Source organism: Streptomyces sp. NPDC025721, assembly GCF_055558595.1.
In genome coordinates, this window is record NZ_JBVHMF010000016.1 from 89,478 (window position 1) to 106,636 (window position 17,159).

Annotated in this window: 14 protein-coding genes; 8 read left to right on the top strand and 6 right to left on the bottom strand. The window is 73.4% G+C overall.

Features of this window, described 5'->3' with window-relative positions:
- Positions 1-31 precede the first annotated feature (31 nt).
- Positions 32-1,189, bottom strand: a complete 1,158-nt coding sequence (locus tag ACZ4EF_RS22425; protein ID WP_355344119.1) for a glycosyltransferase — start codon at positions 1,187-1,189, stop codon at positions 32-34.
- A gap of 351 nt (positions 1,190-1,540) precedes the next feature.
- Here ACZ4EF_RS22425 and ACZ4EF_RS22430 point away from each other — a divergent pair, with 351 nt between their 5' ends.
- Complete coding sequence (locus ACZ4EF_RS22430) at positions 1,541-2,302, top strand: glutamate racemase (RefSeq protein ID WP_391050165.1); 762 nt, start codon at positions 1,541-1,543, stop codon at positions 2,300-2,302.
- Positions 2,303-2,348: 46 nt separating this feature from the next.
- On the top strand, positions 2,349-2,900 hold the full coding sequence (locus tag ACZ4EF_RS22435; protein ID WP_401313969.1) for a hypothetical protein: 552 nt from the start codon (positions 2,349-2,351) through the stop codon (positions 2,898-2,900).
- A gap of 76 nt (positions 2,901-2,976) precedes the next feature.
- Here ACZ4EF_RS22435 and ACZ4EF_RS22440 read toward each other — a convergent pair whose 3' ends face one another.
- On the bottom strand, positions 2,977-4,119 hold the full coding sequence (locus tag ACZ4EF_RS22440) for an O-antigen ligase family protein (protein ID WP_467506238.1): 1,143 nt from the start codon (positions 4,117-4,119) through the stop codon (positions 2,977-2,979).
- A gap of 188 nt (positions 4,120-4,307) precedes the next feature.
- Here ACZ4EF_RS22440 and ACZ4EF_RS22445 point away from each other — a divergent pair, with 188 nt between their 5' ends.
- From ACZ4EF_RS22445 to ACZ4EF_RS22465, 5 genes are all read left to right on the top strand, one after another.
- On the top strand, positions 4,308-4,817 hold the full coding sequence (locus ACZ4EF_RS22445; RefSeq protein WP_391050159.1) for an NUDIX hydrolase: 510 nt from the start codon (positions 4,308-4,310) through the stop codon (positions 4,815-4,817).
- Between the two features lie 384 nt (positions 4,818-5,201).
- Positions 5,202-7,979, top strand: a complete 2,778-nt coding sequence (locus ACZ4EF_RS22450; protein WP_467506239.1) for an AfsR/SARP family transcriptional regulator — start codon at positions 5,202-5,204, stop codon at positions 7,977-7,979.
- A 343-nt stretch (positions 7,980-8,322) separates the two neighbouring features.
- Positions 8,323-9,978 (top strand): MFS transporter, encoded by a 1,656-nt coding sequence (locus ACZ4EF_RS22455; RefSeq protein WP_355343925.1) that lies wholly within the window; start codon positions 8,323-8,325, stop codon positions 9,976-9,978.
- 180 nt (positions 9,979-10,158) lie between these two features.
- A complete protein-coding gene (locus tag ACZ4EF_RS22460; protein ID WP_467506240.1) occupies positions 10,159-11,232 on the top strand; it encodes a hypothetical protein in 1,074 nt (357 codons plus the stop codon).
- A 254-nt stretch (positions 11,233-11,486) separates the two neighbouring features.
- Positions 11,487-11,744 (top strand): hypothetical protein, encoded by a 258-nt coding sequence (locus ACZ4EF_RS22465; protein ID WP_355343930.1) that lies wholly within the window; start codon positions 11,487-11,489, stop codon positions 11,742-11,744.
- 76 nt (positions 11,745-11,820) lie between these two features.
- Here ACZ4EF_RS22465 and ACZ4EF_RS22470 read toward each other — a convergent pair whose 3' ends face one another.
- The 4 genes from ACZ4EF_RS22470 to ACZ4EF_RS22485 all read right to left on the bottom strand — a co-directional run bounded on the left by ACZ4EF_RS22470 (position 11,821) and on the right by ACZ4EF_RS22485 (position 15,626).
- Positions 11,821-12,225, bottom strand: a complete 405-nt coding sequence (locus ACZ4EF_RS22470) for a PTS-dependent dihydroxyacetone kinase phosphotransferase subunit DhaM (protein WP_391050151.1) — start codon at positions 12,223-12,225, stop codon at positions 11,821-11,823.
- Complete coding sequence (dhaL, locus tag ACZ4EF_RS22475; protein ID WP_355343936.1) at positions 12,222-12,896, bottom strand: dihydroxyacetone kinase subunit DhaL; 675 nt, start codon at positions 12,894-12,896, stop codon at positions 12,222-12,224. Before dhaL ends, ACZ4EF_RS22470 begins: the two co-directional genes overlap by 4 nt.
- 73 nt (positions 12,897-12,969) lie before the next feature.
- Positions 12,970-13,962, bottom strand: coding sequence for a dihydroxyacetone kinase subunit DhaK (gene dhaK / locus ACZ4EF_RS22480; RefSeq protein ID WP_391050147.1), 993 nt, complete (start codon positions 13,960-13,962; stop codon positions 12,970-12,972).
- A gap of 197 nt (positions 13,963-14,159) precedes the next feature.
- The gene (locus ACZ4EF_RS22485) at positions 14,160-15,626 is read right to left on the bottom strand and encodes an LCP family protein (protein WP_467506241.1); all 1,467 of its coding nucleotides are present in this window, start codon (positions 15,624-15,626) and stop codon (positions 14,160-14,162) included.
- A gap of 292 nt (positions 15,627-15,918) precedes the next feature.
- Here ACZ4EF_RS22485 and ACZ4EF_RS22490 point away from each other — a divergent pair, with 292 nt between their 5' ends.
- Positions 15,919-17,097, top strand: a complete 1,179-nt coding sequence (locus tag ACZ4EF_RS22490) for an acyl-CoA dehydrogenase family protein (protein ID WP_401724719.1) — start codon at positions 15,919-15,921, stop codon at positions 17,095-17,097.
- Positions 17,098-17,159: the final 62 nt, after the last annotated feature.

The window sequence follows — 17,159 nt, forward strand, 5'->3', positions numbered from 1 at the left end:
TCCGTGCCGACGGGCTGGGCGCCGACGCGCCCTAGACGGAGGCGTCGGGCCGCGCGTAGGTGCGGCCCTTCCAGGCCGCGCCCCGGCCGCGGTAGTGCTCGACCGCGGAGTCGACGGTCATCAGCAGATACAGCGCCGCCGTGTACGGCAGGGTCGGCGCCAGCCACCACGGCTGACCGTAGTACCGCAGCATCGGTACGTAACTGGCCGCCATCGCCGCCCACGCCGCGAGCCCCAGCGCGCACAGCGGCCAGGCCCCGGCGATCGCGCCGCCGACCGCCGCGAGCGGCGGCACCAGATAGATCAGCGCGAGCCCGAGCACCGTGCCGAGCAACACCGCCGGATTGTGCCGGAGTTGCGCGTACGCGCTGCGTGAGACCATCCGCCACAGCTCGCCCAGGTCCGGGTAGGGCCGCACGCTGTCCACGCGTTCGGCGAGCCCGAGCCAGATCCTGCCGCCCGAACGCTTCACCGCGCGGGCGAGCGCCACGTCGTCGATCACCGACTGCCGGATGGAGTCGGGCACGCGGGCGGCGGCCACGGCCGACGCGCGGATCAGCACGCAGCCGCCCGCGGCGGCGGCCGTACGGGAGCGGGCCTTGTTGATCCAGCGGAAGGGGTAGAGCTGCGCGAAGAAGTACACGAAGGCCGGGACGATGAGCTTCTCCCAGCCCGTCTCCACGCGCAGGCGTGCCATGAGCGAGACCATGTCGAGGTCGCGGGAGACCGCGGCGGCCGTCAACTCGCGCAGACTGTCCGGCCGGTGGGCGATGTCGGCGTCCGTCAGCAGCAGGTAGTCGGGGCCGCTGCGCTCGGCGGCCAGCGTGATGCCGTGCCGCACCGCCCACAGCTTGCCCGTCCAGCCGGGCGGCGGCTCGCCGGGCGAGGAGACCGTCAGCGGCAGACCTCCGTGCCGGTCGTGCAGCGCGCGGGCCAGGTCCCCGGTGCCGTCGGTGCTGCCGTCGTCGATCAGGAAGACCTCGGCGTGCCCCGGATACTCCTGGGCCAGCAGCGACGGCAGGCTCACCCCGATCACCTCGGCCTCGTCGCGCGCGGGCACGACGATCGCGATCGACGGCCACTCGTCCAGCGCGCCCCGCCGCGGCAGCCGCACATCGGTCCGCCAGAAACCCCCCTGCCCGACCACCAGCCACACCCAGGCCAGCAACGACACCCCTGCGATCACCATCAACACCGTCACGCCCCGCAGTCTGCCGCACCCACCCCCCACCACCCGCCGCGCCCCGCCCTCCCCGAAGCCCGATCGGACCGCCTCCCTGCCCGCCGACGGCCGCCCGGCGGCTGCGATACCCACCGCCTGCGGCGGCGACGACTTCGGTCCGGGCCGCCGCCATGGCCCCATCCGCAGGGGCGCGGCCCCCTGCCACCCGGCGCCCCCGCCCTCCTCGACGCGGATCGGGCCGAACCTCCGACCGCCGCACGGCGGCGGCTCCGGCGGTGCGGGGGTCCGCATCGGGGCGTGGGCGGGTCGTGGGTGGTGACGCGGCGGCGGGGCGGGGGGCGTCGCTAGAGTGGCGGGGTGAAGATCGCACTGGTGGACTCCGGGATCGGACTGCTCGCGGCGGCGGCGGCCGTACGGCGGCTGCGGGTGGACGCGGATCTGGTGCTGTCGTCCGACCCCGAGGGAATGCCGTGGGGTCCGCGCGGCGCGGAGGACGTGACCGGGCGGGCGCTGGAGTGCGCGCGGGCCGCGGTCGCGCACCGGCCCGACGCGCTGATCGTCGCCTGCAACACCGCGACCGTGCACGCGCTGCCCGCGCTGCGGGCCGCCTTCGAACCGGCCGTGCCGGTCGTCGGCACCGTGCCCGCGATCAAGCCCGCGGCGGCGGCCGGCGGCTCCCTCGCCATCTGGGCGACGCCCGCGACGACGGGCAGCGCGTACCAGCGCGGACTGATCGCGGAATTCGGCAACGGCGCGCACATCACCGAGGTGCCCTGCCCCGGTCTCGCGGACGCCGTGCAGCACGGCGACACCGCGGCCGTGGCCGCCGCGGTCGCCGCCGCCGCGGCGCTGACCCCCGCCGGAGCGCGGGCCATCGTGCTCGGCTGCACGCACTACGAACTCGTCGCCGACCGGATCGCCGCGGCCGTCCCCGGCGCCGTGCTGTACGGCTCGGCGGACGCCGTCGCCGCGCAGGCGCTGCGCCGTGCGGGGTCCGCCGCCCGGGCGACCGGCGGCGGCCGGATCGAGGTCGTCCTCAACGGCCGGTCGGCCCCGCTCCCCGCGGCGGCGCTGGCGTACGCCGAAGGCGCCTCATTGGTGACACCCGCCACCGCCTGAGTGCATAGGGCTGCCTTCTGGTGGGTATCCCAGTACCCTTCACAGCATGACGCACCCTCCTCGGCCGGAGAGCGGCGCGCCCCAGGTCTGGACGGGGCGGGCCCGTAACCGCATGCAATGGGTGCTCGCCGCCTGTGGCGCCGCCTGCATGGCGCTGGGCATCGAGCTGGCCGTGGAAGGCCCCGACGCAACCTCGGGCCTGGCCCCGCTGGTGATGTCCGTGGTGGGCTGCGTGGCCGTCGGGCTCCTGGTGCTGTTCGGCACGGTCGCCTTCACGCACGTCAGGGTCCGGGTCGACCACGACGCGGTCGACGTGCGCTGCGGCCACATCGGAGTGCCGCGCCGCCGTATCCCGCTGGAGCAGGTCAGCGGCGCCCAGCTCGCGCCCCTGGTCAGCCCGCGCAACTGGGGCGGCTGGGGTTACCGCTGGCGCCCCGAGGAGGGCACCGCGGTCGTCGTCCGCCGTGGCCAGGGCCTGGTCATCGACCTCGGCAGCGGTCGCCGCTTCACGGTCACCGTCGACGACGCGCAGGGCGCCGTGGACACCATCCGCGACCTGCTGACGCTGCGCACCGCCCGCCACACCTCCGGCGCCTGACCCGCGTCCCGCGGGCCGGAGACACCCAGGCCCGCACACCCGTATCCGGGGCGGGCCCCGAGGCCGCGCCACCCGGTCAGCGCAGTGGACCGAATCCGTCGTCCGGCAGCAAGAGGCCGGACGCCGACCCGGCCACCGGCGGGCAGCCGTCGTCCGGCAGAGGGCGGGCCGTGGCCATGCCCGCGAGGAACCCGGCTCCCGCTGTGACCACGGCGTAGCTGAGCACGTGGTCGACGGTGGCGAGCAGGGCGAGCCCGGTGAGGGCGGCGCCCGCGGTGAGGACGACGGGGGTGGGGCGCGGCGAGCGCCACAGGGCGTACAGCAGCCAGCCGAAGGCGACGGCGAGCAGCGCCGCGCCCGGAATGCCCTGCTCGGCGGCGAGCTGGAGCGGCGCGGACGGCGGTGAGGCTGCGACGGCGGTGGTGGCGTCCGCGGGCGGACCGGCGTTCTCCTCGGTGAACCGCTCGGGCCCGACCCCGCGCAGCGGGTGCCGCTCGGCCAGGTCGATCGCCTCGTGCCACAGCTCGACCCGCGGCTGGGTGAGCTGGCCGGTCAGCGATTCGGACAGACCCGACGGCAGGGCGTCGACCGCGACGGCGTAGCTGCCGCCGACGGCGAGCGCGGCGGCCAGCGCCAGCCCGCACAGGCCGAGCAGCCGCCGCCGCATCCGGGCGGCGGCCAGCGAGTACAGGACGACGGCGATCCCCGCCGCGAAGCCCGCCGCCGAGCCCAGCGCGAGCGCGGTGACGGCGGCGCCCGCCGCCACGAGCCGCAGCCCGAGCCGCCACCCCTTGCCCCGGACCGCCCACGCGGCGCAGCAGGCGGCGCCGACCGCGAGGACCAGCAGCGCGGCGTCGGCGTTCGGATAGCCGAGCGGCGGCGCGTCGGGGTGCGCGGACAGCCGGCTCGGCGGGACGAGGACCAGGGCGAGTACCGCCACGGCCGCGACGGCGGGCGCGAACACCGGCAGCAGCGCGCCGAGGATGCGGCCGGCCGCGTATCCGGCGCTGACCGCGAGGATGGCGAGCAGGGTGCCCTCGGGGCGGGCGGCGCGGCCCGCGGCGGCGATCAGCGTCCAGACGCCGCAGCAGACGAGGAGGGCGATGCCGACGGCGTCGGTGGTGCCGCTGTACGGACGCGGTTCGCGCCGCGGCGGGCGCGGCGCTCCGGCCGCCTTCGTACGCGTGGCGCCCGGCGTCCCGCCGGCCGTCGTGTCCATCCCCCGGTACCCCCTGCCACCCGGGCGCGACGGGGTACCGTCACACCCGCGTTCCCCGCGTGGGCGCTGTCTGTCGCCACCGTAACGGGTGACACCCCGACCTGTGGATACGTCGTACGGGAACCCGGCACCACGTGGGAAACCTGGTGCTGGTGTGGCGTTCACCGTCGTTCTCGTACGCTCTGGGCATGGCGATTCCCGAATTCATCCGAGACATCCGCGCGAAGGCGGGGGACACCCTGCTGCTCCTGCCGGGTGTGGTGACCGTCGTCTTCGACGACCGCGGCCGGATCCTGCTCAACCGCCGTACGGACACCGGAAAATGGGCGCTCATCAGTGGCATCCCCGATCCGGGCGAGCAGCCCGCCGAGGCGGCCGTCCGGGAGATCGAGGAGGAGACCGGGGTGCACGCCGTCGTCGAGAAGGTGCTGAGCGTCTTCACCAACGAGCCGGTGAGGTACGACAACGGCGACCGCGCCCAGTACATCGACATCGTGCTGCGCTGTCGGGCCGTCGGCGGCGAGGCGCGGGTGAACGACGACGAATCGCTCGACGTGCGCTGGTTCGCGCTTGACGAACTGCCGCCGCTCGGCCCGATCGCCCGCGGCCGGATCGACATGGCGCTGCGCGACGACCCCACGTGGTTCGCGCCCGCCACCGCTCCGGGAGCGGCGCACCCCGGATACCCGGCCCCGTAACAGCCGCACCGAGGACACCGGCCCGCGCGGGGGTACGAACGAGGCCCGGGTGCGGAGCCGCCCCGTGCCGGTTCCGAACCCGGGCCTCGCCCAGGGGAGGCACCGCGCGTGTCCCGGCCATCGGCCGCCGGGACCCGAGGCGTATGCCATCGAGCCGATCTTCACGCCACACCCCCGTTGGGTGGCGGAAGACCGTCAAGCTTGTTTGCCTTCACCGCACTGATCGACTAATCAATCGACTACATCGACTACTCAGCTGAAGGGCCTGGCTCAAGCATTGGGCACGGCGGCCTCAACTCGTCCTCAACTGGTCCTCATTGGAGCCCGCGGTCTATGATGCAGTTTCCGATCACAACGCCGGGCGAGCCCGGTAAGGGGGACGGCGTGAGGTTTCGGGTCCTCGGCGCCTTGGAGGCCTGGTCCGGTCGGACCCGAATATCCCTCGGCGGGCCCAGGGAACAGCGAGTCCTCGCGCTGCTGCTCCTCGAAGCCAACAGGACCGTATCGCTCAGCCACCTCGTCGACGCCCTCTGGGACGAGACTCCGCCCGCCACGGCCGGAAAGCAGATCCGCAACGCGGTGTCGCGACTGCGCTCGGCGCTGGTCGCCGCTCCCGGCGGGACCGGGGACATCACGGCCGTCGGAGACGCGGGATACCGGATGGCGGTGAGCGAAGGCGCGCTGGACAGTGCCGAATTCGACCGTCAGGTGGCCGCCGCGGAGTCGGCGCGCGTCGCGGGCGACCTCGCCGAGTGCGTGGAACTGCTGGGTGCGGCGCTGGAGTTGTGGCACGGACCCGCGCTCGCCGGGCTCTCGGGGCGGGTGATCGAGGCCAGGGCGGCGGCCTGGAACGAACGGCGGCTCGCGGTCCAGGAGACCTGTACCGACCACCAGTTGGCCCTCGGGCGGCATACGGAAGTGGTCGCCTCACTGTCCGCGATCGTCGCCGAGTACCCGCTGCGCGAGAAGCCGGTCAGCCAGCTCATGCTCGCACTGCACCGCGGTGGCAGACAGAGCGAGGCGCTCGCCGCCTTCCACGGGCTGCGCACCCGCCTGGCCGACGAGATGGGCCTGGACGTACCGCCCGCGCTCGATCTGCTGCACCAGCGGATTCTCGCCAATGATCCCTCGGTCGCCGCCCCCGAGAAGCCGCGCGCCACGGAGGGCGGACCGGTCGCCGCCCCGGCCCGCGTGCCCCGCCAACTCCCCGCCGCCTCACGGCACTTCACCGGCCGCCGCAGACAGCTCAAGCTCCTCGACGAACTCCTCGACCACGCCGTGCAGTTCGGCGGCACCGCCGTCATCTCGGCCATCGACGGCACCGCGGGCATCGGCAAGACGACGCTGGCCATCCACTGGGCGCAGCGCAACGCCGAGCGCTTCCCCGACGGCCAGCTCCACGTCAATCTGCGCGGATTCGCTCCCGGCTCCCGCCCGTTGGCGCCGGTCGAGGCGATCCGCGGCTTCCTCGACGCGCTCGGGGTGCCCGCCGAGAGCGTCCCCGAGGAACTGGACGCCCGCGCGGCGCTCTACCGCACCCTGCTGGCGGGCCGCCGGGTCCTGATCGTCCTGGACAACGCGCGCGACACCGACCAGGTCCGGCCGCTGCTGCCCGGCAGCACCTCCTGCGCCGTGGTGATCACCAGCCGCAATCAACTGACCGGCCTGATCGCCGCCGAAGGCGCCACCCCCGTCACCCTCGACCTGCTCAGCGCGGTGGAGTCGCTGGACCTGCTGGCCCGCCGCCTCGGCCCCGAGCGCACCGCCGCGGAACCCGAGGCAGCCGCCGAACTGGTCGAGCTGTGCGCCCGGCTGCCGCTCGCCCTGAGCATCGCCGCCGCCCGCGCCCTCGTCTCGCCCCGGCTGTCGCTCGCCGACCTGGTCGCCGCGCTGCGCGACGTACGGCACCGGCTCGACACCCTCGACATCGGCGACGCCTCCACCGACCTGCGCGCGGTCTTCTCCTGGTCGTACGGGCACCTGTCGGAGTCCGCCCGGCGGATGTTCCGGCTGCTGTCGGTCCACCCGGGACCCGACATCACCGTCCCGGCCGCGGCGAGCCTGACCGGGGTGACCGTCGCCGAGGCACGCCGCGCGCTGTACGACCTGACCCGCGCCCACCTGGTGATGGAGCATGTGCCGGGCCGCTTCACCTTCCACGACCTGCTCCGCGCGTACGCCGGTGAGCTGACCGCCACGCACGACAGCGAGGCGGAGCGCCGTACGGTCCTGCTGCGGGTGCTCGACCACTACCTGCACACCGCCCACGCGGCGGCCAGGCTGCTGAGCCCGGTGCCGATCCCGCTGACGCTGGGGGACCCGGAGCCGGGCGCGGTGCCCGAGACGCTCGCCGACGCGCGGCGGGCTGCGGAGTGGATGGAGGCCGAGGAGCAGGTCCTGATGGCCACCGTCACGCAGGCCGATGTCAACGGCTTCGACGTGCACTCCGACCGGCTCGGCTGGATCCTGATGGGCGTCTCCGACCGGCGCGGCCCCAACCCGGCCTCGCCGCCCGACCCCTGGGGCCCCCGGCGCTCCGGCGTGCACCGGGGTCTCGGCACCAGCTACTCGTGGCTGGTCGCCTACCCGGCCGCCCTCACCCACCTCGAACACTGCGCCGGGGTCTACCGCGACCTCGACGACAGCACCGGTCTCGCGCACACCTACTTCGGCCTCAGCTCGGTGCTCGAACACCGGGGCCGCTACCAGGAAGCGCTCGAATACGCCCAGCAGGCAGCGGAGTTGTTCAACGTCGTCGCGCACCAGCACGGCGAGGCGCGGGCCCGTAACGCGGCGGGCTGGCTGCTGGGCAGACTCGGCGACTTCTCCGCCTCCCTGACGCAGTGTCAGCAGGGCCTGGCGCTCTACAGCGTGCTCGGCGACCGGCCGATGCAGGCGGTCGCCTGGGACAATCTGGGCTACGCCCACCACGGGCTCGGGCAGTACGCGGAGGCCGTCGATGCCTTCGAACGGTCGCTGGAGATCACCCGGGCGTTGGGCGACCTCGCCGAGGAGGTCGTGACGCTCAGTTATCTGGGTGACACCCATCACGCCGCCGGTGACACGGCCGCCGCGGCCGAGGTCCGCCGCACCGCCCTGACCATTCTCGAAGGGCTCGAACCCCGCGAGGTCGCCGTGCTGCGCGAGGTGACCCACCTGTAGCCGCCGGTTGACGGACCAGAAGGCGTCTGTCACGGTTTTCCCAGGGGCTTGTCCTGCCCCACAACAGCCTCCGTGGGGGAACTCCCCTTCACACGGGGGCTTTTCGCCGCCCTGACCGCGCCGCGGGCGCCGGGCGAGCACACCCCCGCACCCGCGCGTTCACCTCGGCGATTCCCGCCGGTGGCCGCGCCGGTGTCACGCCTGTGATCCCTGCCTCACCGCCCGACGGCGATGTCACATCCGCTCGCGGAGGGCTCCTCTTGGGGCCGTAGAGCTGATCGTCGCCGCCTCGAACGACACACGCGACCGTGAGCGCCTGCCACGCCCACGGCAAGGAGGAATTGTGAACAAGTTGCGGGGCAACCCGTGGGCGATCCTGACGGTGCTGTCCATCGGGTTCTTCATGACACTGCTCGACCTGACGATCGTCAACATCGCCATTCCGGACATGGTGGAGCACCTGAACGCGTCACTCGACCAGATCCTGTGGATCACCAACGCGTACACCCTGGCGCTCGCCGTACTCCTGATCACCGCGGGCCGGATGGGCGATCTGACCGGCAAGAAGAACCTCTTCGTCTACGGCGTCGCGCTGTTCACCCTGGCGAGCCTGGCCTGCGGTCTGTCGCAGAACCCGTCGCAGCTCATCACCTTCCGCGCGATCCAGGGCATCGGCGCCGCGATGCTGCTGCCGCAGACCCTCTCCCTGATCATCGACGTCTTCCCGCACGAGAAGCGCGGTGTCGCGCTCGGCATCTGGGGCATCGTGGCCGGTGTGTCCGGCGCCGCGGGCCCGGCCGTCGGCGGCGTGCTCGTCACCAAGATCGACTGGCGCTGGATCTTCTTCGTCAACATCCCGCTCGGCGTCCTGGCGGTGGCCGGCGCCCTGCTGTTCATCCCCAACGCGGAACGAACGGTCAAGCACCGCTTCGACGTTCCCGGCGTCGTCCTGCTGTCGCTGACCCTCTTCCTGCTCTCCTTCGCGCTGATCGAGGGACAGAAGTACAACTGGAACGGCTGGATCTGGACGTCGATCGCCGCCTCCGCCGTGGTCTTCGCGGTCTTCCTGGTCTACCAGCGCGGCCAGCAGGACAACGAACCCCTCGTGCCGTTCTCGCTGTTCAAGGACCGCAACTTCACGATCATGAACTTCGTCGGCATCGCGATCTCGTTCGGCATCGTGGGCCTCTTCCTCCCGATCACCGTCTACCTCCAGTCCATCCTCGGCTACAGCGCCATGAAGTCCGGCATCGTGCTGCTGCCCCTGTCCGTCGGCACCTTCGTGATGGCCGGCCCCGCGGGTGTGCTCTCCGAGAAGCTGGGCGGCAAGTACATCCTGATGACCGGCCTCGTGCTGTACGGCGGCGGTCTGCTGTGGGTGATGTCCGTGGCCGACGTCGGCCAGAGCTGGACCGGCATCGTGGCACCGCTGTTCATCATGGGCATGGGCGCGGGCTGCACCTTCACCCCGATGGCCACCGAGGTCATGCGCAATGTGCCGCCCAAGCTCACCGGCGCCGCGTCCGGCGTCAACAACGCGCTGCGGCAGGTCGGTTCCGTGCTCGCGGGCGCCGTGGTCGGCGCGGTGCTCCAGGGGCAGCTCGCCTCCTCCCTCAAGGACCAGGCGGCGCAGCGGGCCGGGAGCGTACCCGCGGACTACCGCGAGGGGTTCGTGAAGAGCTTCGACAACGCGGGCAAGCACCTCGAAGTGGCGGGCAACACCTCGGGGTTGAAGCTCCCCTCGGACGTCCCCGCCGACGCGGCGCACCGCATCCAGGACGCCGGCACCGCGGTCTTCGGGCACGGCTTCATCGACGCCATGCACCCGACACTGCTGGTGTCCGTCGTGGTGATGGCGCTGGGCGCGCTGTCCTGCCTGCTCGTCAAGAAGATCGACGGCGCCTCGGCCAACCCCCACGGGCTGCCGCTCAGCGCGGACGAGATCGCCGCCGCGGAGGCCGCCGCCTCGCCCGCCGACCCGGCCCCCGCCAGGGGCTGAACCGGTACAGGGCGACAGCGGTGCGCGGGCTCCGTTCCCCGGTTCGAGGGGGAGCGGGGCCCGTTTCCCGCACCGCGCCGCCCGCGACTCGCCGCACCGCACCGTACTGCGACTCACCGCACCGCATCGCCCGCGCCCGACCCGCCGCTTCCGCGCAACCCCGAGGGGACCGTGCCCGCCATGCCCGACGCCACCCCCAGCCATGACGACGCGTACGACAGCACGCGCGACGACACGTACGACACCGCCGTCAACGAGGCCCTGGAACGGCTCGGTCACGCCGGGTTCTTCCTCGGGTCCGGCAATCAGCTGCGCGGATTCGCGCTCCACGCCCCGATGGGAGCCGAGGCGCTGGCCGCCCTCGGCCACGGCGACCAGGTGCCGGACTGGGTCGAGTGGTACGCGGGCCACCGCGGCCTCGGCGCGCCGCCCGACCTCTTCGCCCCCATCGACGCGGCGGACCCCGACTCCTGGCGCGCCGCGCTCGGCGAGGCCCGGCGGCTCGCCGACTGGGCGACGCTGTTCCGGCGCGAGATCGACGGCGCGGGCTGGCGGGAGACCTTGGTCAAGTGGTGGCCCCGGCTGACTCCCGGCATGTTCGCCGGTCTGACCCACGGCGTGATCCGTACCGCGCACGCCGTACGCGGCATCACCGCCGTCGGCGCGCCGAGCACCGTACAACTCCACGAACTGGCCAACGGCCTCGCCTTCTGGGCCGCGCTCTACCAGCCGCCGGACGGCGCCCTCGCGCGCGGCGCGAAGGCCGTGGGCGCGGTCAGGACACTCGGCCGCCGACCGAAGTCCAAGCTGTTCGCCGCCGCCGACGCGCGGCTCGAACAGTCGGTGGACGCCGCGCTCGCCGAGCTGACCGCGATCGGCGCCGGGCGCTACACCCTGATGCGGCCGGGCGGCAATCCGGTGCCTGCCATCCACGCCGTCACCGCGCCCGCCGCGGTCCGGATGACGCTGCCGCACCTGCCGCCGCAACTCGCGCTGCCCTCCTACGAAGCGGTCCGCGACGTGTCGGGAACGCTGCTCAACATCTTCACCGGACGCGGTGAACCCGACCCCGCCGCACCGGCCGTGGACTCCCACGACCCCGCGGAGCGCCGCCGGATCGTCGAGACCGCGGTCGAACTGCGCGACGAACACGCCATCAAGATCGCCGAGGTGGCGCGGCGCGAGTACGCGACCTACGAGGACCCGCGCTGCTTCGCCGCCGCCCACCACGCCGTACGGCTGCTTGGCGGCTAGGGCCTGTCCGGCGGATCACGAACGGCCCCTTCGCCCCATGGCACGCACGGGCCTGTCCCGCGGACCGCGAAGGCCCTCGGCGAAATGTCCTGCGAAGTGCCCCGCGAAGCGCCGTGTGAAGCGCCGTGCGGAGGGCCCTCGCGCGGGTCGGAAGAACCTCCGCCAACCCCCGTCTGAGCAGCGGCCTTTGTCAGTGCTTGGCGGTAAAATCGACAGTGTTCGAGAGGGTTGGCCGACGCCTCAGGAGGATGCCGATGGCCGTTGCCGCACTGCCCCTACTGTCCTTGCCGAAGAAGCCGCTTCCCGCCGGACGGCCGCGTGAGTGGTACATCGCGCACAACCGCCGGCTCAAGACGATGCGCTTGGTCATCGCCCTGCTCGACTCGGGCGTCTACGACCCGGCGCAGGCGAGCAACCGCCGGATCCACGACACCGCCGAGCGCATCGGCGTCCACCCGCCGTCCGACATCACCTGCCGCATGGTCCGCGCCCTGATCAGCTACGGACGCTGACCCGCAGCAGCCCGCGGGCCCCCGCCGTCACCCTTGTGGGACGGCGGGGGCCCGCGGGCTTCTCCGGCGCCTCAGATCACAACTTGCGGTAGGTGTACGCGTCTTCGGCCGCCGCGGCCACCGCGTCCAGGTCCGCGCCGGTCGAGGCCGTGACAACCGCGGCGACCGCGCCTTCGAGGAAGGGGGCGTTCAACAACCGGCTGCCGGAGGGCAGTTCGTCGTCCGCGAGCAGCGCCTTGACGGTGAGTACGGCGCTGCCCAGGTCCGCGATGACGGCCACCCCCGCGCCCTGGTCGACCGTACGGGCGGCCGAGACGATCAGATCGGAGCTGGTGCCGAGCCCGCCGTCCGGGCCGCCGCCCGCCGCGACGACCGGCACATCGGCCGCGCCGCCGGTCAGTCCGGTGGCGAGCGCGACGACGGAGGCCGCGACGGAGGCGCTGTGCGACACGAGCACTATGCCGACTATCGGGGTGGTCACGCGGCACCGTCCCGCGCCGTGGCGGCCAGCGCGTCGACCAGGAGGGCCGCCGAGGTCGCGCCCGGGTCCTGGTGGCCGACGCTGCGCTCGCCGAGGTAGCTGGCCCGGCCCTTGCGGGCGCGCAGCGGCGTGGTGGCCTTCGCGCCCTCGTCGGCCGCGGAGGCCGCGGCGGCCAGGCCCTCGGCCAGCGAGCCGCCCGCGTCGAGCGCGCCGGTCAGCGCGTCCACCGCCGGGAGCAGAGCGTCCAGCATCGTCTTGTCCCCAGCCGACGCGCCGCCCAGCTGGGCGACCCCGTCCACCCCCGCGCGCAGCGCGTCCCGCAGCCGGTCCGCGCCCACGGCCTCCTCGTCGCCCAGCTCCTTGCCCGCCTTGCGCAGCAGCGTGCCGTACAGCGGCCCCGACGCCCCGCCGACCGTGCTGATCAGCGTCCGGCCCACCAGCACCAGCACGCCGCCGGGCGTGCCGGGCGGTTCCTGCTCGACGGCGTCGCGCGCCGCGATGAAACCGCGCCGCATATTGCTGCCGTGGTCGGCGTCGCCGATGGGCGAGTCGAGTTCGGTCAGCCGCTCGGACTCGCGGTCGACGGAGGCGGTGGCCGTGTCCAGCCAGCGCCGCACGAAGTCCGCGTCGACGGTGGAGCCGGCGGATCCGGGGGAGGGGAGGGCATTCATACGGTTGTACGGTCCTTTCGGCGGTGGCGGCCGGTGGCCGGGAGCGGTCGGTACTGCGCGGGAGAGCAGGCGCTCAGCAGCCCCAGCGCAGCGCGGGCGTCGAGACCGGCGCGTCCCACAGCCCCAGCAGCTCCTCGTCGACCTGGCAGATCGACACCGAGCAGCCCGCCATGTCGAGCGAGGTCACATAGTTACCGACCAGTGTGCGCGCGACCGGGACCTTGCGTTCGGTCAGGGCCCGGTGCACCTCGGCGTTGAAGCCGTACAGCTCCAGCAGCGGCGTCGCGCCCATCCCGTTGACCAGCACGATCACCGGTCCGTCCGGCTGTAGGTCCTCCACGACCGCGTCGACCGCCACATCGGCGATCTCGCCGGACGTCATCATGGCCCGGCGCTCGCGCCCCGGCTCGCCGTGGATGCCGATGCCCAGCTCCAGCTCGCCGCTGGGCAGGTCGAAGGTCGGGGCGCCCTTGGCGGGCGTGGTCACGGCGCTGAGCGCCACGCCGAAGCTGCGCGAGGACTCGTTGACCCGGCGGGCCACGGCCGCCACCCGGTCGAGCGGCGCTCCCGCGTCGGCCGCGGCGCCCGCCAGCTTCTCCACGAAGAGCGTCGCACCGGTACCGCGCCGTCCCGCCGTGAAGAGGCTGTCGACCACCGCCACGTCGTCGTTGACCAGGACCTTGGCGACCTGCACGCCCTCGTCTTCCGCCAGCTCGGCGGCCATGTCGAAGTTGAGCACGTCACCGGTGTAGTTCTTCACGATGAACAGCACCCCGGCCCCGCTGTCGACCGCGGCGGCGGCCCGTACCATCTGGTCCGGCACGGGCGAGGTGAAGACCTCGCCGGGACAGGCGGCGTCCAGCATCCCGCGTCCGACGAATCCGCCGTGCAGCGGCTCGTGCCCGGAACCACCGCCGGACACCAGACCGACCTTCCCCTCGTACGGCGCCCCCCGCCGCACGATCACCCGCCGCTCGACGTCGACGGTCAGCTCCGGATGCGCCGCCGCCATCCCGCGCAGCGCGTCGGCGACCACGGTCTCGGCGACGTTGATCAGCATCTTCATCAGTACCTCCTGAGAAGGTCGGCAGTGCGGCGCCCGGGGGCCCTCGTCCAGGTCAAGGGGCCGGACGCGGTTCGGGGACCGCCTTGCCCGGTCGGCCCACGGCATGCTCCGGCCGGGCTGTCGCGTCTCCCCCCAGTATCGCCGCATACGCGCCGCACAGCGCGTTCCGCACCCGCGTGCTCAGGTGAGCGGGGCGGTCAGGGCGCGGAGACCGGGATCCAGGGGGTGGCGCGGAAGGCGGCGCTCGGGGTCAGGGTCTCGCCACGCACGGTGACCGCGGGTCCGGTGGCGACCCGCGCGCAGGCGGCCTTTCCGCTGGCGGTACGGCCGAAGGCGTGGGTCAGGGGCGGGGCCGGAGTCGGGCGCGGGGTGGCGGTGGCCGCCTCGCCGCCGTAGGGGTCCCCCGCCGCGTCCCCTGACGGGTCGCCGTCGTCACCACCCGTGACCCCCGCCGTGGAATCCGTGGAGTCCGTGGGGCCCGTGGCGTCCGTCGGATCGTCGGGCTTGCCGTCGATCGCCCGGGAGTCCGTGACGGTCAGCGGGAGGTCGGCCGCGATGGCGGCGAACAGGCGGCGGCCGGAGTGCGAGACGACCACGCGGTCGGGATCCTCCGGATCGGGCATGTTGGGCATGGTGACGAACGCGATCCGCGCCGACGGCACCTTGCGCAGGTCGTCGATCAGGCCGACCAGCCGGGAGACGCTCCCGAGCCGGGTGTCCACGGTGAGCGCCCGGGTGGCCGCGTCCGCGAGGTCCAGCAGCGAGGCCGGGTCGGTGAACGTGCTGTTCTCGCGCAGCCGGTGGGCGAGCGCGCCGAGGAAGAGATGCTGCGCGTCCGTACGGCCGAGGTCGCTGCCGTCGCCGAACGCGTGGCGCGAGCGCAGGAACTGGAGCGCGGCCGTGCCCTGGAGTTCGTGCCTGCCCTTGGCCAGCTTCAGGTGCGAGTAGGAGTCGTACACATTGCGGTCCACGCAGACCGGGACGCCGCCGACCGCGTCGGACATCCGGACCACGCCCGCGAAGTCGGCCATCACGAAGTGGTCGATGGGGATCCGCGTGAGCGCGTGCACGGCCGCGACCGTACAGCCGGGGCCGTAGCGCAGCGTGGAGTTGATCTGGGCGTGCCGGGGCTCGGTGACACCGCCGTGCGGGTCGCGGCAGGCGGGCAGGTCGGTCACCGTGTCGCGGGGGATGCTGAGCACCGAGGCGTGCGAGCGGTCGGCGGAGATGTGCAGCACCATGCCCACGTCCGCGTTCTGCCCCGGGCCGCAGTCGCCGCCGAGCCGGCAGTCCTCCGGGTCCGCGCGGGTGTCGGAGCCGATCACCAGCACATTGATCGGGGTCCTGCCGAAGGCGTCGGCCCGCTCGGTGCCCGCGTCGCCGCCGACCCCGCCGAACAGGGGCAGATCGCGGATGTTGCCGTCCAGGCGGAGGTAGAGGAAGGCGCCGGTCGCGGCGGTCAGCAGGACCAGGACGGAGACGGCGAGCGCGGTCACCCGCATCGTCCGCCGCCCTCGGTACCGCCGGACGCCGAGGGCTGTGGCGCCCGGCACGGACGGCGTGTCCTCCTTGGGGGCTTCCCCTCCTTCGGCTCCCGGTTCCCCGCCGGCCCCCGGCGGCCCGGTCCGGTCGTCCTCGTGGGGGTCGTCCTGCCCGTCGGCCATACGTGTGTGCGTCCCTCGCGTCCGTCCACGGACCGGTGGACACGGCGCCCACCAGCGAAATTGCAGTATCACCCACGGCGGCGGCGAATCCCGGCTGCCCGCGGGCGGGGTGTCGTGGACCGTCGCGGCACCCGGCCGCCCCCGTTCCCGCGCCGGGCTATCGGCCGTCGCCGCCCCTCGCACGGCCCTTCCGAATTTCTGGAACGCGTTCTACTGTGTGCGCCGGTATCGGGGCAGCGGCCGGCACCGCCGACGCGTCCCGACGGGAGTCCCGAAGAGTTCAGGAGGGGCCGTGGACCTGGAATACACGCCCGAACAGCGGCGGCTGCGCGCCGAGTTGCGCGACTACTTCGCCGGTCTCGTACCGGACAACGCCTACGCCCGGCACGACGACCCCGCCGCACGCAAGGACTTCTACCGGCGGACGATCCGCGAGCTCGGCGCCGACCGCTGGCTCGGGATCGGCTGGCCCACCGAATTCGGCGGGCGCGGGATGACGCCGATGGCGCAGTTCATCTTCTTCGACGAGGCCGCGCAGGCCGGGGTGCCACTTCCGCTGATGGCACTCAACACCGTCGGTCCGACGATCATGCAGTTCGGCACCGACGAGCAGAAGGCGTACTTCCTGCCGAAGATCGTCGCGGGCGAGATCGACTTCGCCATCGGCTACTCGGAGCCCGACGCGGGCACCGACCTCGCCGCGCTCAAGACCCGCGCGGTGCGCGACGGCGACACGTACGTGGTCAACGGCCAGAAGATCTGGACCACCAACGGCGACACCGCCGACTGGGTGTGGCTCGCGGTGCGCACCGATCCGGACGCGCCGCCGCACAAGGGCATCAGCATGCTGCTGGTGCCGACCACCGACCCCGGCTACTCCTGCACGGTGATCAACACCCTGGCCTCGCACGACACGACCGCCAGCTACTACGACGACGTCCGCGTGCCCGTCGCCCGCAGGGTCGGCGAGGAGAACAAGGGCTGGCGGCTGATCACCACCCAGCTCAACCACGAGCGGGTCACGCTGGCCGCGCACGGCACCATGGCGATCCGCGCCCTGCACGACGTCCAGCGCTGGGCCGCCGACACCAAGCTCGACGACGGCCGCCGCGTCATCGACCTCGGCTGGGTCCGCGGCCGGCTGGCCCGCGCGCACACCCGGCTCGACGCCATGAAGCTGCTCAACTGGCAGATGGTGGACGCCCTCCAGCGCGGCACCCTCACCCCGCAGGACGCCTCCGCGGTCAAGGTCTACGGCAGCGAGGCCCGGCGGGACGCGTACGCCTGGCTGATGGAGGTGACCGCGGCGGCCGGACCGCTGAAGGAGGGCTCGGCGGGCGCCGTGCTCCACGGCGAGCTGGAACGCGGCTACCGCAGCGCCGTCATCTTCACCTTCGGCGGCGGCAACAACGAGATCCAGCGCGAGATCATCTCCTGGATCGGCCTGGGGATGCCGCGCGTCCGCCGCTAGGACCTGTGCGGCGGGTGCCCGGCTGTTCGGCCCCCGCCGGGGCGCGTGCCCGTGGCGGTCCG